Here is a 21,305-nt window from a genome sequence, read left to right on the forward strand (position 1 = left end):
TTAGAAGAAATGCCTCATCCGCGTGATATGAGCAACAAGATCACCATCATGACAGGCACCATAGCCAAGGCGGGAATGTAAAGCCCGGGGATCCCCCATGTTGCGATGCTCAGACCCCAGCCGATCACGGCAAAAAGCACCGTGACCAAGATCTTGGCGGCAAGTCGCCCTTCGTTCGCGTCGGATTCCGAATGGACTGTCGGTGTGCTCATTGTTTGGGTATCGGTCGCGGTCATGCTTGCCTCTGTTCAGGTTGGATTGACCCTCTACATAGGCACCCCACCCGTGGGCGAAAGGCGCGTTTCGACGCAGGTGACGTTTCAGATTATCTTGGCAAGAAACCCGCTCAGGTCATCGGTGTGATGATGAATGTGACCCGCGTCAACCGGGTTAGGGGCAACATGAACTGTGCGCATGCCCATGGCATGTGGTGCGGCCAGATTGCGGGCATCATCTTCGAACATCGCGGCGCGCGACGGCGTCACCCCGTCACAGGCGAACACCGCGTCGAACGCCGCGCGTTCGGGCTTTGGCCGGAATTGCGCATGCTCGACGCCGTAGACGGCATCGAAAACACCGGATAGGCCACGTTTCTCGATCACCCTCTCGGCGTAGGGCGCACTTCCGTTCGTGTAGACGATCCGCCGCCCCGGAAGCGCCAAGATGCGGGCCCGCAAATCCGGATCGGGCGTCAAGGCATCGAAAGAAATGTCATGCACCGCAACAAGATAGTCATGCGGTTCCATGTCATGTTCACGCATCAGCCCCGCCAGCGTGGTTCCGTGATCACGCCAGTAATGATCCCGCAAGCGGTCGGCCTCGTCGCGACCCACCTTGAGGGTCTGCATGACGTATTCGGTCATCTTCACCTCGATCTGATCGAAAAGCCGCACGCTTGGACAATAGAGCGTGTTGTCGAGATCGAAGACCCAGGTCTCAATATGTGCGAAATGCTGTTTTGGCATGTCTGCACGGTAGTATGCCGCGACAATGGGCGCAACGCGCGAAGGCTTGATCGCAGAAGGCCCCGGCCTTACGGTTTGCCGAAAATAAAACCGCAGGGACGGACCTTATAATGAAAACACCTCAGAAAGATGCCTACACACTGATCCTAGAAGCGATCGACATGGGCATTTACAAGCCGGGTGACCGCCTTGTCGAAAGTGATCTGGCCGAGCAATTTGGCATGTCGCGCACGCCGATCCGCGAAGCACTACAGCGGCTTGAGACGCAATCCTTGCTGACGCGCGACGGTCGAAGCCTGATCGTGGCGTCGCTGGATCACAACCAACTGGCCGAGCTATATGTCGTGCGCGCGCAGTTGGAAGCACTCGCGGCAAACCTCGCGGCCCGGCATGCCACCGATGAGGAAGTCCGCGTTTTGCGCGACATGGTCGAGGATGACCGCAAGCTGATGGATGACCCGCAAGCGATGGCCCGCGCCAATCGGCGCTTTCACAAGCAAATCCACCTCGCATCGCACAATCGCTTTTTGGTGCAACAGCTTGATCTTGTACACCGGTCCATGGCTCTGATGGCCACGACATCATTGGCGGCTGCCGGTCGGCCCGAGGATGCCCTCAAAGAGCACGACAGTATCGTCAGCGCCATCGAGGCACGCGATTCCGAGACAGCCGGGGCCGCTCTCAAGGCACATATTTCAAAAGCCTTCGTGACCCGTCTTAAACTTGATTCCGGCGAGGTCGACAGCATGGTCTGACGATCGCAGGCTGGCTGCGTTCAACGAAAGGCCATGGGTTGTCTTTTCCCAGAAGAACGGCTTGGCGATCAACTCGTAAAGTGCCTTGTAGGCCGCAATAGAGCCCAAGGGGACATAGAAGTGCATCGTCGGCACCCATGGGATGAGATGTCTGTGCCGAGAGCCTGAAACGGCGACGATATGAATGGCGATGTTGATCGCTTCTATTGTTAAGAAAAGCGTCCCGAAAGCCACCAGAACATAACGCGGCAGAACAGGATCAAGAGGATGTGGCAACCCGAACAGGACAAGCCAGAACGTCCACAAGACCGGCGCCAGAAGAAACTGCGATAATGCCGTGATGAAATGCGCTTGAAAGCCCCAGAATTTCCAAGCCCCGAGTTGCCGGTAAAGCAAGAAAGGCCGACGCATGTGCACCAGATAGGTGGTCATATATCCTTTCAGCCACCTGGAGCGCTGTTTGACCCAAGGCCAAACACGACAATTGGCCTCTTCGCCCGTCACGGTACCGATCATCTCGGTTCGGTAGCCGTGACGCGCGAGCCGAAACCCCAAGTCGGCATCTTCGGTCACATTATGCGCATCCCACCCGCCCAATTTTTCAAGCACCCTGCGGCGAAAATAAAGTGTCGTGCCGCCTAGCGGAATTGCAAATCCCAGCTTTTCCATTCCGGGAAGGATCACTCGGAACCATGTGGCGTATTCGATGGTGAAACAGCGCGCCAGCCAGTTTTGTCTCGCATTATAGTAATCCAAGACCCCCTGCAGACAGACCACGTCATCCGGCAATTCCTGAAACCGTCGGGCAACAGCCGTGATTTGATCCGGGTCCGGCGCATCCTCGGCATCGAAAATACCGACGATGTCGCCTTCGCAAAAATCGAGTGCATAATTCATCGCCCGCGGTTTCGTACGAGGCTGTCCATCGGGAACAATCACCGCACGCATCCAAGGGGGAAGATCAATCGTCGCCAGCGTTTCGCGGGTTGTTTCATCCTCTTCTTCAAGAACAAGAACCACATCCAGCAAGCATTTTGGATATGTCAGTCGCGATAGACGGGCAATCAGGTGGTGCGCGATCTCTGTCTCCCGAAACAGTGGTACGAGGATCGAAACCTTTGGCAAAGGTGCTTTCGACGTGGGTGGAGCATCTGGCAACGCCGCATCGCCTGCTGCCATCCGCGCAGTGAAAGCGGCCGTTTTCAAGACTGCCGATACAATCAGGGTAAAGGCCGCCCAAGCGACGAAAAAACCCAGCACAACTTGTGGGAATCCCCAAGTCAGAGCGCCGATCAGCAAGAGCAAAACAAGGCTGACGGCCAAGCGCTGTTGCCGCTGGCTTCCCCAAGAACGGCAGCTTTCGATGATCGGAACGCGCGCCTGTGCCAGTTCGGTCAAATGCCCCCGGTGACGTGCAGCGATCTCATCCTGCACCTCGAGGGGGTCAGCGAGCAGGATTCGCTGGTCCGGGGTAATGCCACCTTTGGCTTCTACCACGTAAGGATGCCCTGTCGCCACGGCTTCCGTCCCATCACGGTCGACGACCGGCAGAACGCCATCCTTGATAAGGTCGCGAGGATCGGTCTGGGTTGGCGCGTGCGAGGCGAGGGTTTCAAGCTCTTTCCGGGACAGGCGCCGGCTGTTCAACCGGCGGGCATGCGCTTCGAGCAAATCATCTTGGTTGACCAGTCCCTCGGCCATAAGCACCCGGTCGAGCGTCGCATCGCAGTGCTTTCGCACAACTCCGGCCAAGGCGGCGTCTTGTGGGCCAATGACACCTTGGCGTACCAACTCCCCGCCAAGCGCATCAAAAGCGTTGTCGCTTTGATCAGTCCCTATGGCGGCTTGACGCAGTTCCGAGATTCCCATGACTTGACCCTTGCTGACCCCGGGATCAGTTTGGGCAAGCAAGGTTAATCCATCGTAAACAACAAGTTAATAAAGGATTAACGCCCCAAGGCTAGTCAACCATGGATGCCGCGAACCGCTCGAACAGATAAAAACTGTCCTGCGGCCCGGGACTGGCCTCGGGGTGGTGCTGTACCGAGAAGACCGGCGCATCGGTCATGCGGATACCGCAGTTCGATCCATCAAAGAGCGATACATGCGTTTCCATCACACCCTTGGGCAAGGTCTGGCTATCCACCGCGAACCCGTGATTCATGGAGGTAATCTCGACCTTACCCGTTTCCATATCCTTGACCGGGTGGTTCGCGCCATGGTGGCCATGGTTCATCTTGACGGTTTTCGCTCCGAGGGCCAGGGCGAGCATCTGGTGCCCAAGGCAAATTCCGAACATCGGCAAGCCCTTGTCCAGAACGCCCTTGATCATGGGAACCGCGTATTCGCCAGTGGCGGCCGGATCACCCGGACCGTTGGACAAAAACACGCCGTCTGGCTCATGTGCCAGAACCTCCTCGGCCGTGGCTGTTGCCGGCAATACGGTTACCTCGCATCCGGCACTGGCGAGGCAACGCAGGATATTGCGTTTTGCTCCATAATCCACCGCCACGACCCGGTGCTTGGCTTCAGTTTGCGCGGCATAACCATCGGGCCAAGCCCAACGCATTTCGTTCCAGCGGTAGGATTGGGCACAGGTTACCTGTCTGGCCAAGTCCATCCCTTCCAGTCCGGCAAAACCGCGCGCTTTTTCGACAAGGGCGCCCGTGTCGAACTTGCCTTCAGGATCATGCGCAAGCGCCACATGCGGTGCACCTTGATGGCGGATCGCGCGTGTAAGACGCCGCGTATCCACCCCACCGATTGCGATGCGCCCGCGTTTGGCCAGCCAGTCGGAAAGGGTTTCCGTCGCACGCCAGTTGCTGGGCTCGGTCGGGTCCCATTTGACGACCATCCCTTCGGCCACCGGATCGGCGGTTTCGTCATCTTCGGGATTGACCCCGACGTTGCCGATATGAGGGAAGGTGAATGTCACGACCTGTCCCGCATAACTGGGGTCGGTCATGATTTCCTGATAGCCGGTCATCGCCGTATTGAAACAAAGCTCGGCCACCGTGTCGCCGGTCGCGCCAAAACCGTTTCCGTAGAATACCGTCCCATCGGCAAGGGCAAGACATGCGGTTGGGTGGTCCTGGGTCGCTGGGGCCATGACGTGAGTCTCCGGTCTGGGCAAATTGGCGTATACCTATGTGGCAGGACTATCAGGGTCAAGCCACAAGATGCGTCTTCAGCTTTATGCCCGAGCGCCTGAAAAACCTGGGGTTCCACATACTTTCAAGAGCTTGCCTCAGTGGCCTGATTTGGCTAGGGTCGCAAACTTGCACGCATAGTAGGGGATGCATAGTCATGGGTTTGCGAGAGCGGATCAATACGGCCCTTAAAACGGCCATGAAAGAAAAGGACAGCGCGCGCTTGGGAACGTTGCGGTTGATCAGCGCGGCGATAAAGGATCAGGATATCGCCAACCGAGGCACCGAAGATGATTCAGGCGTCAGCGATGCCGATATTCTTGCCATCCTCGGCAAAATGACCAAGCAGCGTCAGGAAAGCGTGCGCGCCTACGAGGAAGGTGGTCGGCTCGACCTTGCCGAGCGTGAACGGCATGAGGTTGCGGTCATCGAAGAGTTCCTGCCGCAGCAATTGTCCGACGAGGAGGTCGAAGCGGCCATCGACAAGGCAATCGCGGATGTTGGCGCGTCTTCCATCCGTGACATGGGCAAGATCATGGGTGAACTCAAACAGAAATACACCGGTCAAATGGATTTCGGAAAAGTCGGTCCGCGGGTCAAGGCAAAGCTGGGGTAAAGGCGCTGCTCACTCTGCCGGTTCCGGCGTGATCGCGGCACGCAAGGCGTCGACCAGTTCACCATAGAGTACCTTGCGCTCATCCTCGGACAAGAAAGAACCAATCTCGACCATGCGTCCTTTGCCGTGCATGGTCAGGTAATGCGCCACCGGCCCGCCCGTGGGGTGCATATCGACCTTGGCCCAATAGCTGTTGCAGTCCCACTCCTGCGTTTTGCCGCCTGGGTTGATGCGCGTAAGATGCACTTCTTCAGGGCCGATCACCAATTCCTCGGTCATATCGGCATCGCGGTAAGAGCGTTCCAAGGCCCACCAGATGCCCCCGACAGACAAAAGCAGGAACGGCAAGAGCCCCCAAAGCACGAAGGTCCCGAGCAAAGGGTAAAGCGGGAAGGTAATAAGGGTGAATGTACCCATTATGAACGCCGCGAAACCACGGCGCGGCAATGACCTGTGAGGCCACAATTTCAGGCGGGTCCGCTGTCCGCGGCTGTCTTGGCTCCATTCATAGGGCATACGGTTAGTTTAGCGCGCTCTTGAGGGCTGAAAAGGGCCTTATTCCATAAAGCGCTGCGTGAATGCGACGCTGGCGGATCAAGGACGATCAAATACGCGCGGAGGGCCTGTAAGCCGGATTCTGTCCACCCCTTGCGGGGCTGGATGACCATTCCTCTAGGCGTGTTGTCGCCAACACGCGTCTAGCTGCCAACCCGGATCGCAGGGCCAAGGCGGCCTGCGGGCGGTATCCCGGAGTTCCCTCCCGGACCGGCCCCCGCGCGCGATCCCTATTCGGCATTGCTCCCGGTGGGGCTTGCCGTGCCGGTCCTGTTGCCAGTCCCGCGGTGAGCTCTTACCCCACCGTTTCACCCTCACTCCGGCAGGCCGGAGCAGACTATTCTCTGTGGCGCTTTCCCTGGGGTTTCCCCCGCCGGGCGTTACCCGGCACCGTTGCCTTGTGGAGTCCGGACTTTCCTCGCGGCCCGAAGGCCCCGCGGTCATCCGGCCCTCCGCGCAAGTTGCACTTAGGCAGTCTGAAGGTGGCGGTCAACGGGGAAGCGCGCGGCCAAGTCGGCCATGAGGGCGCAGTCTTCTTCCGAAAGGGGCCCCTTGGCCCATGGGCGAAACCGCTGTCGAAAAGCCTCCAGTATCGCGGCCTCATCGACATCATTCGAAGACACATACCCGAAAGCCTGCGCATCATGCAGAAAAACGCCCGGCGCGCGGCCCGCCTCGGGCCAAATACTCAGCCCCTCCAAGGCCAAGCGCCGCCAGTCAAACCTGCGACCGGGATCGGTTTTGCGCAAGGGGGCCATGTCCGAATGGCCAATGACCCGCTCTGGCCGGATGGTCCAACGTTGCACGATACCGCGCATCAAATCCGCCAAAGCCACAATTTGCGGCTCGGGAAACGGATGGCAGCTAGTATTGGCCAATTCGATCCCGATAGAGCGCGAATTCACATCGCTGACGTCCCCCCATGCCCCTGCCCCGGCGTGCCACGCACGCTGCGCTTCGGGTACCAATGCGACCACTTGCCCGGTTTCGCAAATCAGGTAATGCGCCGAAACCTCGGCCTGCGGATCGCACAGCCGCTGCAAGGCTGCTTCGGCGCTCTCCATCGCGGTATAATGCAGGACAATCATATCGGGCCGGGCGTCATTCCGCCTCGGCCCTTGGTTGGGGGAAGGTTTTTCAATCACCGGCACGGGCACGGCCCGTCAACCACCGACCGCCCTCTGGAAAGGACCCGGATTCCAACCGCAGGCATAACCATCACCATCGGGGTCAAGGCCAAGCCGGTCTTTCTTGGGCCCGCCGCGCGACAGGAAGTCCTCCTGCGCACGATCCGGCGAGGCATATTTCGCGCAGTTGCGGCGGAATTTCGCCTCCTTGTTAAAGCCCACGCGGTTGTAGATCTGCGTGCCGACAGGATGCTTGCTTGCCAAGGCATAGGCCACGATGTTGGGCCCCTGTGAGCCGCTACGCGTCGGTAACGCTTCGGGTTCGATGACTTTGTAGCGGGCGCGATTTTGCGCGATCAAGGCGGCATCGCTTTCAATAGACCGCTGCTCGCCCACGGCTTCGAAATCGTTCTCTCCCGAAATTCCGGTCGACGTGTTCACCGTCGCCGGTGCCGGATTGCTTGGGCTTGCGTGCACCACATCATCGCCCGAATTGGCATCGGCCTCGGCCAATGCGGCTTCGGCCTCTGCGGCGATTGCCTCGGCGTCGTTGTCAGACACTGTGCGCCCGCTGGAATTCAGCGTTTCAGACGAAACCGCATCGGGTGCCGGGATCGCCCCGCCCGACAATTGAGCATCGCGGGCGCGCTTGTCCTCAAGGTAGGAGTCATAGTCGTCAAATCCGACACCGGCTCCGCTATCGGGGACGGCTGTCGTACAGGCACCAAGGGCCACCAAGCCCAATGCCCAAAGGAAAACACGCATCTGTTTCAATCCTGCCAATTCCATTGCGGGCGGTTTACCACCATTTTTCGGGTTTTGCCACAAATCCGGCAGCCTGCTCCAAGGCATAGGCGGTGTTCAGCAGATCACCTTCCTCCCACGGACGGCCAATCAATTGCAAACCAAGCGGCAGCCCCTGCTTGTCCAGCCCCGCAGGCACCGAAATACCGGGCAGACCGGCAAGGTTCACCGTGACCGTGAAGACATCGTTCAGGTACATCTGCACCGGGTCGGCCTCGGTCATCTCGCCCAAACCAAAAGCCGCCGAGGGCGTGGCGGGCGTGAGGATCGCATCGATGCCTTGATCAAAAACCTGCTCAAAGTCGCGCTTGATCAGGGTGCGGACCTTACGGGCGCGGTTGTAGTAGGCGTCATAGAACCCAGCCGACAACACATAGGTGCCCACCATGACGCGGCGCTGCACCTCATGGCCGAAGCCTTCGGCGCGGGTCTTTTCATACATCTCGGTGATGCCGTCGCCCTGCTCCAGCTTGGCGCGGTGGCCATAGCGCACCCCGTCATAGCGCGCGAGGTTCGAAGACGCTTCAGCTGGCGCGATCACATAGTAAGCCGGAAGCGCATACTTGGTGTGCGGCAGGGAAATATCACGAATCTCCGCGCCGGCATCTTTCAGCATCGCGGTGCCATCGGCCCAGAGCTTTTCGATCTCTTCGGGCATGCCGTCCATGCGGTATTCTTTCGGAATACCAATAACCTTGCCCTTGATATCGCCGGTCAGCATCGCCTCGAAATCCGGCACCGGGATATCGGCGCTTGTGCTGTCCTTTGGGTCATGCCCGCACATAGCCTCAAGCATAATGGCCGCGTCGCGCACATCCTTGGTCATCGGCCCGGCCTGATCGAGCGACGAGGCGAAGGCCACGATGCCCCAGCGCGAACACCGCCCATAGGTGGGCTTGATGCCGGTGATCCCGGTGAAGGCCGCCGGTTGTCGGATCGACCCGCCGGTGTCGGTACCGGTGGCGGCCAGGCAAAGATCGGCGGCCACGGCGCTTGCCGACCCTCCCGAGGAGCCGCCGGGCGTCAAATGCCGGTCGTCCACTTTCCAAGGGTTCACGGCATTGCCGTAGACGCTGGTCTCGTTCGACGAGCCCATGGCGAATTCGTCCATGTTGAGCTTGCCCAGCATGACCGCGCCCGCGTCAAACAGGTTCTGCGTGACGGTCGATTCATATTCGGGCTTGAAGCCCTCAAGGATGCCGCTGGCCGCTTGGCTGGCCACCCCCTTGGTGCAAAAGAGATCCTTGATCCCCAAGGGGATACCGCACATCGCCGGTGCATCGCCGCCCTTGATCATGTCATCCGCCGCCTTGGCCTGTTCACGCGCCAAGTCAGAGGTGTCATGCACGAAGGCATTGAGCACGCCCGCGCCCTCGATCTGGGTCAGGCAAGCCTCGGTCAGTTCGGCGCTTGTCACCTCACCCTTGCGCAGGGCATCGCGTGCGGCGGCAATGGTCAGTTTGTTCAGATCAGTCATTATTCCACCACCTTCGGCACAGCAAAAAAGCCTTCGCGCGCATCGGGCGCGTTCGACAGGACTTTTTCGGGCATTCCGCCCTCGGTCACCTGATCCTCGCGCCGCTTGAGACGCATGGGCGTGACGCTGGTCATCGGTTCAACGCCCTCTACGTCCACCTCGCCCAATTGCTCAATGAAGCCAAGGATGTTGTTGAATTCTTCCGCCAGCGCGGGCAACGCATCATCTTCCACGCGGATGCGGGCCAGCTTGGCCACCTTGGCGGCGGTTTCCTTGTCGATCGACATTGCCTGATCTCCCGTTTTTCGGTTGCCTTGCGTTTAGCGCCGCAGGCGATGACCCGCAAGCACCCCAAGCAGGCAATTCCACGGCACAGGCCCCTTTTCGCCTGTCAAAGCCGTGTTAGGCTCGGGTATCCAGCAGACAGGAGGAAGCAATGAAAATCACTTGGTTGGGCCATGCCTCGTTCCGGATCGAAATCGGCGGACAATGCCTGCTTGTTGATCCGTGGCTGACGGGCAACCCGATGATGCCTGAAGACAAGCACGAGGAGGCCACAGATGGTGCCACGCATATTCTCTTGACCCATGCGCATTTCGATCACGTCACCGACGTTCTCGGCGTGGCGAGGGCGCAAAACATCCCGGTGGTCGGGCAATTCGACCTAATGTCTTACTGGGAAAAGGCCGAAGAGATCGAGGTTATCGGCTTCAACAAGGGAGGCACGGTCGATCTGAATGGCGTCAAGGTCACCATGGTGCACGCCGTGCATTCCTCGAGCTTTGGCGGCGAAACCGGGCCCAACGTCCCGGGCACCGAATGCGGCTACATGATCGAGGGCGAAGGCCATACGATCTATGTCTCGGGTGATACGGATGTCATGGCGGATATGAAAATCTTCAACGACCTGCACAAACCCGATATCGGTATTCTGTGCGCGGGCGGGCATTTCACCATGGACATGCGCCGCGCGGCTTATGCGGCCAAGGAGTTTTTTGACTTCAAGACGGTGATCCCCTGCCATTACAAGACCTTCCCGATCCTCGAACAATCCGCCGAGGAATTGGTGAAGGCCCTGCCCGGTGTGGATGTGATCGAGCCGGAGGTCTTGGTGCCGATCGAGGTGTGAATGGGGGCTTTGCCCCCGGGGCCTTTGGCCCCTCCCCCAGGATATTTATAAACAGAAGAAGGGATTAGGGGCGTTTTGCCTTGAAAAACTCGGTGAGCAGGGTTTCGGCCTCTGCCGCGCTGATACCGTCATAGACCTCGGGCGCATGGTGGCATTGCGGGTGGCAAAAGACCCGTGCGCCATGCGACACGCCGCCGGACTTTGGATCGCTCGCGCCGTAGTACACACGCGCGATCCGGGCGGCGGAGATGGCCGTGGCGCACATGGCGCAGGGTTCCAGCGTGACGTAAAGTGCATGGCCCGGCAGGCGCTCGCTGCTTGCTTTGGCGCAGGCCTCGCGGATCACGAGAACCTCCGCATGGGCCGTGGGGTCGTGCAATTCGCGCGTGCGGTTGCCCGCCTGCGCCACGACTTGGCCGCTTGGGTCGACAAGCACCGCGCCCACAGGGACCTCACCGCGCTCTGCGGCGGCGCGGGCCTCGGACAGGGCCAAATCCATGTAGCTTGTGAAGGTCATACCCCCTCTTGCCGCGCGATCTGTGCTTTCGCAAGCCCGGGCTTTGCGTTAATCGGGGCGCATGACAGAGAGCCAACATAAAGGCGAACGGATCGCCAAGGTTATTGCGCGAGCCGGTGTGGCCAGCCGACGCGAGGCCGAACGCATGATCGAGTCTGGCCGTGTGAAGGTTAACGGCAAGGTCATCGAGCGGGCGGCCTTGAATATTACGCCCAAGGACAAGGTGACGGTGGATGGGCGGGACTTGTCGGCACCGGAACCACCGCGGCTTTGGCTTTATCACAAACCCACTGGCCTTGTGACCACCACCCGCGACGAACAGGGGCGGACCACGATTTATGACGAGTTGCCCGAGGACCTGCCACGGGTGATGAGCGTCGGGCGGTTGGACCTCAATTCCGAAGGCCTGCTGTTGCTCACCAACGACGGCGGCGTGAAGCGCAAGCTGGAGCTTCCCTCGACCGGGTGGCTGCGCAAATACCGGGTGCGGGTGAAGGGCCGACCGACCGACAAAACACTGGACCCATTGCGCCAAGGCATTGAAATGGAAGGTGAAAAATTCCAGCCGATGACGGTATCATTGGACCGTCAGCAAGGCGCGAATGCCTGGGTGACGGTTGGCCTGCGAGAGGGCAAGAACCGCGAGATCCGCCGCGCGATGGAGGCTGTGGGGCTGTCGGTGAACCGCTTGATCCGGGTCTCTTACGGGCCGTTCCAACTGGGTCAGTTGAAGCCCGGCGAGGTGCAGGAAATCCGCCCGCGCGTGCTCAAAGATCAGCTCGGGATGCAGGGCGACGAGGAGAAGAAACCCGGCAAACCCACCCCCAAACGCACCCGCCGGACACCGGGAAAACCACGTGCAAAATAGCTGTCGGTAAAACGTCGGTATCTTGTCGGTATTACATCGGTGGTTCTGGCCGAGGTTGAGAGCCCCTACCCCGCCACTTGCCAGCTTTTGCGATAGGCGCGCGGCGACATACCATAGCGCTTGCGGAATCGCGCGCCCATTTGCGAGGCGCTGTTAAAGCCGGTGGCCGCCGCGATCTCGGCCACGCTGAGATCGGTTTCATTCAAAAGCGCATGCGCGCGGGCAATCCGCAGGTCGATGTAGAATTGCGCCGGGGTGGTGCCGACGTGACTGGTGAACAGCCGTTCAAGCTGACGCCGGGAAATGCCCACCTGCTCGGCCAGGTCGGAAATCTCCAAAGGCGCCTCGATGGTCTCGTTCATCGCCCGCATGGCGGCGATCAGATGCGGATTGCGGCTACTGAGGGCATGGGAAAAGCCCGAGCGCTGTGGCGCCTCGTGGGTGGAGGCGCGAAAATGCAGGCACATGTCGGCCACCACGCTGGCCAGATCGGCGCCGTGGTCGCGTTCGATCAAGTGCAGCATCATGTCGGTCGCGGCACTGCCGCCGCCGCAGGTGATAAGCCCCCGGTCAATCTCGTAAAGCGCGCCTGTGGGCTCCAATCCGATGAAGCGTTCGATGAAGGCGGGCTGATTTTCCCAATGCAGGGTAAAGCGCCGCCCGTCCAAAAGCCCCGCCCGCGCGAGGGCAAAGGCACCGGTGCAAATCCCGCCCACGGTGCAGCCAAAAGCACGCTGGCGGCTGATCCAACGGGTCGCACGGGGGCTGACGGTTTCGGTTGGTTCGATCCCGGCACAAACAAAGGCGAGCGCCTCACGCGGGACATCGCAAAGCGCGCTGTCGGGCGTGATCGTGACCCCGCACGAACAAGAGACCGGCCCGCCATCCTCGGTCATCAAGAACCAGCGATAAAGCGCGCGCCCCGCGACTTGGTTGGCCACGCGCAGCGGCTCAAGCGCCGAGGTGAAGGCCAAAAGCGTGAGTTTGGGCAATAGAAGAAAGTGCACGTCCCGAGGAGGGCCGTCGTAATCCACCCGAAAACTGGCCGCCCCGCGGGGCACGAATGTGCGTGTCGTCATGTGCTTTGGATACCACGGCCAACGCCGCGTCATAGGGCAAAGACACGCGTTTCGTTTTGTTTTTGCGACAAGCCTGGGCTAAGGCGGCGCGCAACGTGTAACGAGTAAGGAGCTTTCGGACATGGCCGAACTGTTGACGATCGAAAACCTTGGCAACCTTCTGATGCTGTGTTTTTTGCAGGCGGTGCTGGGTTTTGACAACCTGCTTTATATCTCCATCGAGTCGCAGCGTGCGCCGGTGGCTCAACAAAGGGCCGTACGTTATTGGGGCATCATCATTGCCGTGGCGCTGCGGGTGATACTGCTTTTTGCGATGATCCAATTGATCGACGCGATGGCCGAGCCGTTTTATGTCTTCGACTGGACCGGTGTGATCGAAGGCGGGGTGAATTTCGCCACCTGTGTCTTCATCCTTGGCGGGATTTTCATCATATACACCGCTGTCAAGGAAATCGGGCATATGCTGACCATCGAGAAACTGGATACCGATGTGAGCGGCAGGTCCGGCAAATCGGCGGCGCAGGTCATCATGCTGATCGTGACGATGAACCTGATTTTCTCGTTCGATTCGGTGCTATCGGCCTTGGCGATCACCGATGTCTTCCCGATCCTGGCATTCGCGATCATCCTGTCGGGTCTGGCCATGCTGGTTCTGGCGGATGATGTGACTGCTTTTCTTGAGAAAAACCGGATGTACGAGGTTCTGGGCCTGTTCATCCTTTTGATCGTGGGGGTCGTGCTTTTGGGTGAAGCGGGCCAAGCCGCGGCACATGCCATGCATGACGACGCGCTGGCGCTGAAGTTCTTTGGCTATGAAGTGGTGCCGATGTCGAAAACCACCTTCTATTTCTCGGTTGTCGTTCTTGTGGCCGTGGAAGTGATCCAATCGGGCTATACCCGCAAACTGAATGCCGAGCGGCGCACCGCCGCGCGGCACTGACGACACCATATTGCGCATCGCCTGAAGAGATTCGGGCGATGCGCCACCTACGCGAATCTTCCCCCTAGCAAGCAAGCGCAGCATCGCCTAAGTTCTTTATGAACCGCTGGGCCGTGGGGGGTGTATGTCCGATACCGGGTTACAAAAATTGGCGTTTTTTCTGCTTGTTGCATTGATGCTTTACGTCTCGGTCGCGGGAGGCGCGTGACATGGCCCAACGGTACGGTGGAAAATTCAGCCCCGATGGCGCGCAAGGCGGACCAGCGCCGGTGGACCGCGGCAGCTTTCAGGGCGCGCGCCGCACCAAGGCCGGGGGCCGGGTGAACCTGCTGTTTCTTGCGCCGCTGCCGCTGATTTGGAAGGCTTTCACCTCGGAACCCGTTGTGATGGCGATGTATCTGGCCGCGCTTGGCCTGTTGATCCTGGCCGCTTGGCTCACGCGCGAGGGGATTTTGGCGCAAGAGGCCTATGAGGCCCGCAAAGTGGCCCGCCGCCCGGCCCTGCCGCGCAAAATTTTGGGATCATTGGCCACGGGTCTGGGCCTTGGTGTCGCCGGGCTGGCCGGGTTTGGCCCCTTGGAGGCGGTGATTTTCGCCGTGCTGGGCGCGGTCATTCATAGTTTCGCCTTCGGTTTGGACCCCTTGCAGGACAAGGGTGCCGAGGGAGTGGACCTGTTTCAGACGGATCGCGTGGCGCGGGCCGTGGACGAGGCGGAAAAGCATCTGGCGGATATGTCAGAGGCCATCAAGCGCGCCGGCGACCGGCAGCTTGAGGGCCGGGTCGAGCGGTTCAAAAGCACCGCGCGCGATCTTTTCCGCACGGTCGAGGAAGACCCTCGCGACCTGACGGCGGCACGCAAGTACCTGTCGGTTTACTTGCTGGGAGCCAAGGACGCGACGGTGAAATTCGCCGATATCTACAGCCGTAACCGCGATAGCGGGGCGCGGCAGGATTACCTGACGCTACTGGATGATCTGGAGGGCAATTTCGCCGCCCGGACCGAGAAGCTGCTGCTGGATGACCGCAGCGATTTGACGATTGAGATTGACGTGCTGCGCGACCGGTTGCAGCGCGAGGGCATCCGCCCTGATAGCAACAATGAGTAAGAGGACCACCATGTCAGAGAATATCCGCCAGAAAGCCGAGGCCGCGCTGGCCGAAGTCGAGGAAGTCAGCCGCACGATCCTGCCCGAACCGGCCGATGCCAATGCTATTGTTCCGCTCGAGGCGGCCGATGCGCCCGTTGGGGCCGAGATCCGCAAGCGGATGGACGAGATTGACATGGCCGACACCAATTCGATCGTCTCCTTCGGGTCGGCCGCGCAGGCGGAGTTGCAGGAAATCTCGCAAGGGATGTTGCAGGGTGTGCGCAACAAGGATGTCGGCCCCGCTGGCGATTCCTTGCGTGGGATCGTGACGACGATCCGGGGGTTCTCGGTTTCGGAACTGGATGTGCGCCGTGAACGGACATGGTGGGAGAAACTGTTGGGAAAGGCCGCGCCCTTTGCCAAGTTCACCGCCCGGTTTGAAACCGTGCAAGGCCAGATCGACAAGATCACCGACGATCTGCTGCACCATGAGCATACGCTGCTCAAGGACATCAAATCGCTTGATCTGCTTTACGAAAAGACGCTGCAATTCTACGACGAACTGGCGCTTTATATCTCGGCGGGTGAAGAGAAGCTGAAAGAATTGGACGAGAAGACCATCCCGGCCAAGGAGGCCGAGGTGCAGGCCGCGCCGGAGAACGACCAAGTGATCAAAGCGCAGGAATTGCGCGATCTGCGCGCCGCGCGCGATGATCTGGAACGCCGGGTGCATGACCTGAAACTCACCCGTCAGGTGACCATGCAATCTCTGCCCTCGATCCGCTTGGTGCAAGAAAACGACAAATCTCTGGTGACCAAGATCAACTCCACCCTCGTCAACACCGTGCCGCTTTGGGAAACCCAACTGGCGCAGGCTGTCACCATTCAGCGCAGCGCCGAAGCGGCCGCCGCCGTGCGCGACGCCAATGATCTGACCAATGAATTGCTGACCTCGAACGCGGCCAACCTGCGCGAGAGCAACAAGATGATCCGCGAGGAAATGGAGCGCGGCGTTTTCGATATCGAAGCGGTCAAGAAGGCCAACGCCGACCTAATCGGGACCATCGAAGAAAGCCTGCAAATCGCCGACGAAGGCAAGGCGAAACGCGCCGCCGCCGAAGAAGAACTCAAGAAGATGGAAACCGAATTGCGCGATACGCTGGCATCGGCCAAGGCGCGCAAGGATGGTGTAGGCGACAACGCTGGCACCGCCGTGCCGCAGGCGTAACCAAGATGGACAAGGCGCGTCGCATTTTGCATTCGGGACTAACGGGGCTGGCGTTGCTGGCCCTGTCGGCCTGCATGGCGGCGCCCCCGCCCCCCTCGACCAAACCACAGGCCCGCCCGGCGGGCGTGGCCCCACCGGAAAGCGCGCCGGAGCGGCGCTCTGGCCCGTCGCAGCGCAGTCAGGCCTTGTCCCGCTACTACTCGGCGGTGCAGGCCGATTTGCTAGCCCAAGGCCTTTTGCGCACGGGCGGCGGCGGGGTGGACACGCCCTATACCGACACCGACCTGATGCGCAATTTCGAGCGCATCGCCTTTTACGATGAATATGCCCGGAACGGTGGGTTCCGGCGTGGCAATGACAAGCCAGGTGGCTTGCGCAAATGGACCGGCCCGGTGCGCATGGCGGTGGAATTCGGGGCCAATGTACCACAAGAGCAACGCGCCACAGACAAGGCCATGGTCGACCGCTATGCCGCGCGCCTGTCGCGGATCACCGGCCACCCGATCAGTGCCGGCAGCTCCAACCCCAATTTCCACGTCTTGTTCATGAGCGAGGACGACCGCGATCAGGCGGTCAGCCGTGTCAAGCAGATCGTCCCCAATATCGGGCCGAATTCGCTGGCCTTGTTCCGCAACCTGCCCCGCTCGATCCATTGCCTTGTCGTCGCCTTTTCCGACAGCAACAACGACTATCGCTATAGCCGGGCAATTGCCTTTATCCGCTCGGAACACCCGGAATTGATGCGCCGCTCTTGCGTGCATGAGGAACTGGCGCAGGGGCTTGGCCTTGCCAACGACAGCCCAAAGGCGCGGCCGTCGATTTTCAACGATGACGATGAATTCGCGCTGCTGACCACCCATGACGAGGAATTGCTGCGCCTGCTTTACAACCCGGCCCTGACCCCCGGCATGACCCCGGATCAGGCCCGCCCGATCATCAGCAGCATCCTCTTGGGTGGCGGGCCGAGCTGACGTATTTGAAGGAGACCTGAAACATGGGTATTTTCGATTTTCTGACCGGTGAGTTCATCGACGTCATCCATTGGGTCGACGACAGCCGCGATACCATGGTCTGGCGGTTCGAACGGGAAGGCCATGAAATCAAGTATGGCGCGAAGCTGACCGTGCGCGAAGGGCAATCGGCGGTCTTTGTCCACGAGGGGCAATTGGCCGATGTCTTTACCCCCGGTCTTTACTTCCTTGAAACCAACAACATGCCGATCCTGACGACGCTGAACCACTGGGATCACGGCTTCAAATCGCCGTTCAAATCCGAGGTCTATTTCGTCAACACCACCCGCTTCAGTGACCTCAAGTGGGGCACGAAAAATCCCATCATGCTGCGCGACCCCGAGTTTGGCCCGACCCGCATTCGCGCCTTCGGCACCTATGCGGTGAAGGTCAGCGACCCGGCCAAGTTCCTGACCGAGATCGTCGGCACCGATGGTGAATTCACCATGGACGAGATCAGCTATCAGATCCGGAATATCATCGTGCAGGCCTTTTCACGTATCATCGCGGGCAGCGGCATCCCGGTCCTGGATATGGCCGCCAACACCCAGGATTTGGGTAAACTGGTGGCCGCCGAGATCACCAAGGTGGTGTCCGAGTATGGCCTGATCATCCCGGAGTTTTACATCGAAAACATCTCGCTCCCCCCTGCGGTGGAAGAGGCGTTGGATAAACGTACTTCGATGGGGCTTGCCGGGGATCTGGGCAAGTTCACACAGTATTCCGCCGCCGAGGCCATGACCTCTGCCGCTGGTACGCCTTCGGGCGGGGGCGGCATGGGCGCGGGTCTTGGCATGGGCATGGGCATGGCCATGGCGCAGAACATGGCGAACCAAGGGCCGTGGGGCGCACAGCCCGCGCAATCGCCCGCCGCGCCGCCGCCCCCGCCGGTCGAACACGTCTGGCACATTGCCGAGGGTGGCGAGACAAAGGGGCCGTTTTCGAAGGCCGCGCTTGGCCGCATGGCCACCGAGGGCAAGATTACGCGGGACACCTATGTCTGGACCGCAGGCCAAGATGGCTGGATGCGGGCCGAGGATGTGCAGGAACTGGCGCAGCTTTTCACCATTCTGCCGCCGCCCCCGCCGGGGACCTGATTGACCCTGTGATTTGCGCCACTCGGGCCTTTGGCTGACGTGGCGTGTCTTGCCCAGACAGGTGATCGCCATGACACCCGACACCGCACCCTTGGAAGAACACCGCTTTCCCTGCGATCAATGCGGGGCGGACTACCGGTTTGCGCCGGATCGTGGCGAATTGGTCTGCGACCATTGTGGCCATAACCAGACAATCGCCCATTCCGGCCCGTGGCAGAGTTCGATACGTGAATTGGATTTTGACCGCGCCTTGGCGCAGGAGTTGCCCGAGCAGGAGATCGAGGAAACCCGCGTTCTGACCTGCCCCAATTGTGCCGCACAGGTGGAGTTTGACGCCAGCCTCCACGCCGCCGAGTGCCCGTTTTGCGCAACCCCGGTGGTCACCGACACCGGCACGCACCGCCATATCAAGCCGCGTGGGCTTTTGCCCTTTGCGCTTGACGAAGAAAAAGCGCGCGAGGCAATGAATGATTGGCTGGGAAGCCTGTGGTTTGCGCCCAATGGATTGCAGGCCTATGCCCGCAAGGGGCGGAAAATGCAGGGGATTTACGTGCCCTATTGGACCTTCGATGCCGATACCGCCTCAGAGTACCATGGCGAGCGGGGCACGATTTATTATGAGACTCAAACGGTCTTTCGCGATGGCAAGCGCGAACAGGTGCGCGTGCCCAAGGTCCGTTGGCGCCGGGTGTCGGGGCGCGTGGCGCGGTTTTTCGATGACGTACTGGTCCTGGCCTCGCGCAGCCTGCCCAAGCGATTCACCGATGCGCTTGAGCCGTGGGATTTATCGGCAATGGAGCCATATAACCCCGAATACCTCGCCGGGTTCCGGGCCGAGGGCTATACCGTGGAATTGGACGAAGGCTTTGTCGAGGCGCGCGCCCATATGGACCGGGTGATTACCCGCGATGTGAAATTCGACATCGGCGGGGACCGGCAACGCATCCACGATATTCAAACCCGCGTCAGCGATGTGACCTTCAAGCATGTTCTGCTGCCCGTCTGGCTGGCGGCCTATAAATACCGGGGCGAAACCTACCGTTTCGTCGTCAATGGCCGCACGGGCCGCGTGCAGGGCGAGCGGCCTTGGTCGGCGTGGAAGATCACCTTTGCCGTTATCATCGGCCTGCTGATCGCCGGGGCCGTGGGTTATGCCATTGCCATGAATGAGGGGCAATTCTGATGGTGCGCAGCCTGAAGTCTATTCAGGTCATCTCGGCCCATGCCGAGGGGGAAGTGGGCGATGTGATTACTGGCGGCGTGGCGCCGCCGCCCGGAGATACCCTTTGGGCGCAATCACGCTTCATCGCCCAAGATGACAGCCTGCGCCGTTTCGTTTTGAATGAGCCGCGCGGTGGGGTCTTTCGGCACGTCAACCTGTTGGTGCCGCCCAAGGACCCGCGCGCCGATATGGGCTTTGTCATCATGGAGCCATGTGACACGCCGCCGATGTCAGGCTCTAATTCGATCTGTGTGGCGACGGTGCTGCTGGATTCCGGGATCATCCCGATGCAGGAGCCCGTCACACACCTGACGCTGGAGGCCCCCGGCGGGTTGGTCGCGGTGCGGGCGGATTGCGCGGATGGCAAAGCACAGCGGATTCATGTGACCAATATTCCCTCCTTCGCTGCCGAGATGGACGCCGAGATCGAGGTGCCGGGGTTGGGGCGGATGACTGTCGATACCGCCTTTGGCGGGGATAGTTTCGTGGTGGCGGATGCCAGTGCCCTGGGCCTTGATCTGGTGCCGGAAAACGCCCGGAAACTCGCGAAACTTGGCACCCGCATCACCCAAGCGGCGACCGCACAGCTTGGCTTTCACCATCCCACAAATCCCGATTGGCGACATATTTCCTTTTGCCTGTTCACCCATGCCCCGCACAACACGGCCCAAGGGCTTCAGGCGCGGCACGCCGTGGCGATCCGCCCCGGCAAGATCGACCGCTCGCCCACCGGCACGGCCCTGTCGGCACGCATGGCGCTGTTGCAGGCGCGCGGGCAGATGGGTGAAGGGGATCGCTATGCCGCCACCTCGCTGATCGACTCGAGGTTCGAGGGGCGGATCAAGGCGCTGACCGACCTAGAGGGCACCCCCGCCGTCATCCCCGAAATCTCGGGCCGGGGATGGATCACCGGCATGCATACCCATATGCTCGACCCCGATGATCCATGGCCCTACGGGTATCGCTTGTCCGATACATGGCCCAACGATAAGGACGATGAGGCATGAGCCAAGCCGACACCCTGCGCGAGATCCTTGACGCGCGCTATTCCTGCCGCGCCTACAGGCCCGATCCGGTGCCTGCAGAGGTGATTGCCGAGGTGGTGCGCGATGCAGGCCGCGCACCCTCGTGGTGCAATGCGCAGCCTTGGCAGGTGGTCGTCACCCAAGGCGCGGAAACCGAGGCCTTCCGCACGGCCCTTCTGGCCGAGGTGGAGCGCGCCAAGCCCGGGGCCGACATGCCATGGCCGGAGGGCTATCCCGGCGTTTACGGCGAACGGCGGCGCACCTGTGGCTATCAGCTCTATGAGGCGGTCGGCATCGCGCGGGAGGATCGCGCGGCCCGCGCCGAGCAATCCATGCAAAACTACCGCCTTTTCGGCGCGCCGCATGTGGCGATTGTTCATGCCGAGGCGGCTCTTGGCCCCTATGGTGCCATGGACACCGGCGGCTTTGTCACCGCCTTTCTACTGGCGGCCACGGCGCGGGGGTTGGGCACCATCGCGCAAGCCTCGGTCGCGGCCTATCCTGACCTGATCCGCGCGCATTTTGGCCTGCCCGAGACCCGCAACATCCTTTGCGCCATCAGCTTTGGCTACCCTGACCCGGGCCACCCCGCCAACCAATTCCGGACCGAGCGCGCGGCGCTTGATGATATCCTCGACCTGCGCGGTTGAGCCA

The 21,305-nt window shown here is 60.5% G+C and carries 23 protein-coding genes and 1 other RNA gene; 12 read left to right on the forward strand and 12 right to left on the reverse strand.

What is annotated here, in order from left to right; genetic code table 11:
- Positions 1–14 precede the first annotated feature (14 nt).
- Positions 15–236, reverse strand: a complete 222-nt coding sequence (locus tag QZ498_RS06330) for a hypothetical protein (protein ID WP_294620893.1) — start codon at positions 234–236, stop codon at positions 15–17.
- 84 nt (positions 237–320) lie between these two features.
- Entirely contained in the window at positions 321–965 is a 645-nt protein-coding gene (locus QZ498_RS06335) for a pyrimidine 5'-nucleotidase (protein WP_294620894.1), read from the reverse strand.
- Between the two features lie 110 nt (positions 966–1,075).
- Between QZ498_RS06335 and QZ498_RS06340 the strand changes: the two genes are divergently transcribed.
- Positions 1,076–1,720: a GntR family transcriptional regulator gene (locus QZ498_RS06340; RefSeq protein WP_294620895.1), complete on the forward strand. Its 645-nt coding sequence runs from the start codon at positions 1,076–1,078 to the stop codon at positions 1,718–1,720.
- Here the strand turns inward: QZ498_RS06340 and QZ498_RS06345 are convergent.
- Both QZ498_RS06345 and carA read right to left on the reverse strand, forming a co-directional pair.
- Positions 1,661–3,589 carry a glycosyltransferase gene (locus QZ498_RS06345; RefSeq protein ID WP_294620896.1) on the reverse strand — a complete coding sequence of 643 codons (1,929 nt, stop codon included), beginning with the start codon at positions 3,587–3,589 and terminating at the stop codon, positions 1,661–1,663. The two genes, QZ498_RS06340 and QZ498_RS06345, sit on opposite strands and share 60 nt — an antisense overlap.
- A 91-nt stretch (positions 3,590–3,680) precedes the next feature.
- Positions 3,681–4,829, reverse strand: a complete 1,149-nt coding sequence (gene carA, locus QZ498_RS06350; RefSeq protein ID WP_294620897.1) for a glutamine-hydrolyzing carbamoyl-phosphate synthase small subunit — start codon at positions 4,827–4,829, stop codon at positions 3,681–3,683.
- Positions 4,830–5,026: 197 nt separating this feature from the next.
- Between carA and QZ498_RS06355 the strand changes: the two genes are divergently transcribed.
- Entirely contained in the window at positions 5,027–5,485 is a 459-nt protein-coding gene (locus QZ498_RS06355) for a GatB/YqeY domain-containing protein (RefSeq protein WP_294620898.1), read from the forward strand.
- A gap of 9 nt (positions 5,486–5,494) precedes the next feature.
- Here the strand turns inward: QZ498_RS06355 and QZ498_RS06360 are convergent, their stop codons facing one another.
- The 6 genes from QZ498_RS06360 to gatC all read right to left on the reverse strand — a co-directional run bounded on the left by QZ498_RS06360 (position 5,495) and on the right by gatC (position 9,735).
- Positions 5,495–6,001 (reverse strand): DUF2244 domain-containing protein, encoded by a 507-nt coding sequence (locus QZ498_RS06360; RefSeq protein ID WP_294620899.1) that lies wholly within the window; start codon positions 5,999–6,001, stop codon positions 5,495–5,497.
- A gap of 94 nt (positions 6,002–6,095) precedes the next feature.
- An RNA gene (gene rnpB / locus QZ498_RS06365) (RNase P RNA component class A) lies at positions 6,096–6,496 on the reverse strand.
- A gap of 11 nt (positions 6,497–6,507) precedes the next feature.
- Entirely contained in the window at positions 6,508–7,128 is a 621-nt protein-coding gene (locus QZ498_RS06370) for an N-acetylmuramoyl-L-alanine amidase (RefSeq protein ID WP_294620900.1), read from the reverse strand.
- A gap of 75 nt (positions 7,129–7,203) precedes the next feature.
- On the reverse strand, positions 7,204–7,932 hold the full coding sequence (locus QZ498_RS06375; protein ID WP_294620901.1) for a hypothetical protein: 729 nt from the start codon (positions 7,930–7,932) through the stop codon (positions 7,204–7,206).
- A 34-nt stretch (positions 7,933–7,966) separates the two neighbouring features.
- Positions 7,967–9,448, reverse strand: coding sequence for an Asp-tRNA(Asn)/Glu-tRNA(Gln) amidotransferase subunit GatA (gene gatA, locus QZ498_RS06380; protein ID WP_294620902.1), 1,482 nt, complete (start codon positions 9,446–9,448; stop codon positions 7,967–7,969).
- Entirely contained in the window at positions 9,448–9,735 is a 288-nt protein-coding gene (gene gatC, locus QZ498_RS06385; protein WP_294620903.1) for an Asp-tRNA(Asn)/Glu-tRNA(Gln) amidotransferase subunit GatC, read from the reverse strand. Before gatC ends, gatA begins: the two co-directional genes overlap by 1 nt.
- A gap of 149 nt (positions 9,736–9,884) precedes the next feature.
- Here gatC and QZ498_RS06390 point away from each other — a divergent pair, with 149 nt between their 5' ends.
- On the forward strand, positions 9,885–10,577 hold the full coding sequence (locus tag QZ498_RS06390) for a metal-dependent hydrolase (RefSeq protein ID WP_294620904.1): 693 nt from the start codon (positions 9,885–9,887) through the stop codon (positions 10,575–10,577).
- Positions 10,578–10,641: 64 nt separating this feature from the next.
- Here the strand turns inward: QZ498_RS06390 and QZ498_RS06395 are convergent, their stop codons facing one another.
- Complete coding sequence (locus QZ498_RS06395) at positions 10,642–11,094, reverse strand: nucleoside deaminase (protein WP_294620905.1); 453 nt, start codon at positions 11,092–11,094, stop codon at positions 10,642–10,644.
- A 61-nt stretch (positions 11,095–11,155) separates the two neighbouring features.
- Here QZ498_RS06395 and QZ498_RS06400 point away from each other — a divergent pair, with 61 nt between their 5' ends.
- Positions 11,156–11,962, forward strand: a complete 807-nt coding sequence (locus tag QZ498_RS06400; protein WP_294620906.1) for a pseudouridine synthase — start codon at positions 11,156–11,158, stop codon at positions 11,960–11,962.
- A gap of 65 nt (positions 11,963–12,027) precedes the next feature.
- On the opposite strand, the gene QZ498_RS06405 is transcribed toward QZ498_RS06400, so the two are convergent.
- A complete protein-coding gene (locus QZ498_RS06405; RefSeq protein WP_294620907.1) occupies positions 12,028–13,041 on the reverse strand; it encodes a GlxA family transcriptional regulator in 1,014 nt (337 codons plus the stop codon).
- Between the two features lie 121 nt (positions 13,042–13,162).
- On the opposite strand from QZ498_RS06405, the gene QZ498_RS06410 reads away from it, so the two are divergent.
- The 8 genes from QZ498_RS06410 to QZ498_RS06445 all read left to right on the forward strand — a co-directional run bounded on the left by QZ498_RS06410 (position 13,163) and on the right by QZ498_RS06445 (position 21,301).
- Positions 13,163–13,981 (forward strand): tellurium resistance protein TerC, encoded by an 819-nt coding sequence (locus tag QZ498_RS06410; protein WP_294620908.1) that lies wholly within the window; start codon positions 13,163–13,165, stop codon positions 13,979–13,981.
- A gap of 209 nt (positions 13,982–14,190) precedes the next feature.
- Entirely contained in the window at positions 14,191–15,087 is an 897-nt protein-coding gene (locus tag QZ498_RS06415) for a 5-bromo-4-chloroindolyl phosphate hydrolysis family protein (RefSeq protein WP_294620909.1), read from the forward strand.
- A gap of 10 nt (positions 15,088–15,097) precedes the next feature.
- Entirely contained in the window at positions 15,098–16,297 is a 1,200-nt protein-coding gene (locus QZ498_RS06420) for a toxic anion resistance protein (protein ID WP_294620910.1), read from the forward strand.
- A 5-nt stretch (positions 16,298–16,302) separates the two neighbouring features.
- Entirely contained in the window at positions 16,303–17,268 is a 966-nt protein-coding gene (locus QZ498_RS06425; RefSeq protein WP_294620911.1) for a DUF2927 domain-containing protein, read from the forward strand.
- Positions 17,269–17,291: 23 nt separating this feature from the next.
- Positions 17,292–18,404 (forward strand): SPFH domain-containing protein, encoded by a 1,113-nt coding sequence (locus tag QZ498_RS06430; RefSeq protein WP_294620912.1) that lies wholly within the window; start codon positions 17,292–17,294, stop codon positions 18,402–18,404.
- Positions 18,405–18,474: 70 nt separating this feature from the next.
- Positions 18,475–19,587 carry a TFIIB-type zinc finger domain-containing protein gene (locus QZ498_RS06435; RefSeq protein WP_294620913.1) on the forward strand — a complete coding sequence of 371 codons (1,113 nt, stop codon included), beginning with the start codon at positions 18,475–18,477 and terminating at the stop codon, positions 19,585–19,587.
- 2 nt (positions 19,588–19,589) lie between these two features.
- A complete protein-coding gene (locus QZ498_RS06440) occupies positions 19,590–20,633 on the forward strand; it encodes a proline racemase family protein (protein WP_294620975.1) in 1,044 nt (347 codons plus the stop codon).
- Positions 20,630–21,301 carry a nitroreductase gene (locus QZ498_RS06445; protein WP_294620914.1) on the forward strand — a complete coding sequence of 224 codons (672 nt, stop codon included), beginning with the start codon at positions 20,630–20,632 and terminating at the stop codon, positions 21,299–21,301. The genes QZ498_RS06440 and QZ498_RS06445 overlap by 4 nt, the downstream gene beginning before the upstream one ends.
- Positions 21,302–21,305 lie beyond the last annotated feature (4 nt).

It is taken from the genome of uncultured Roseovarius sp., assembly GCF_913057115.1.
Taxonomy (GTDB): domain Bacteria; phylum Pseudomonadota; class Alphaproteobacteria; order Rhodobacterales; family Rhodobacteraceae; genus Roseovarius.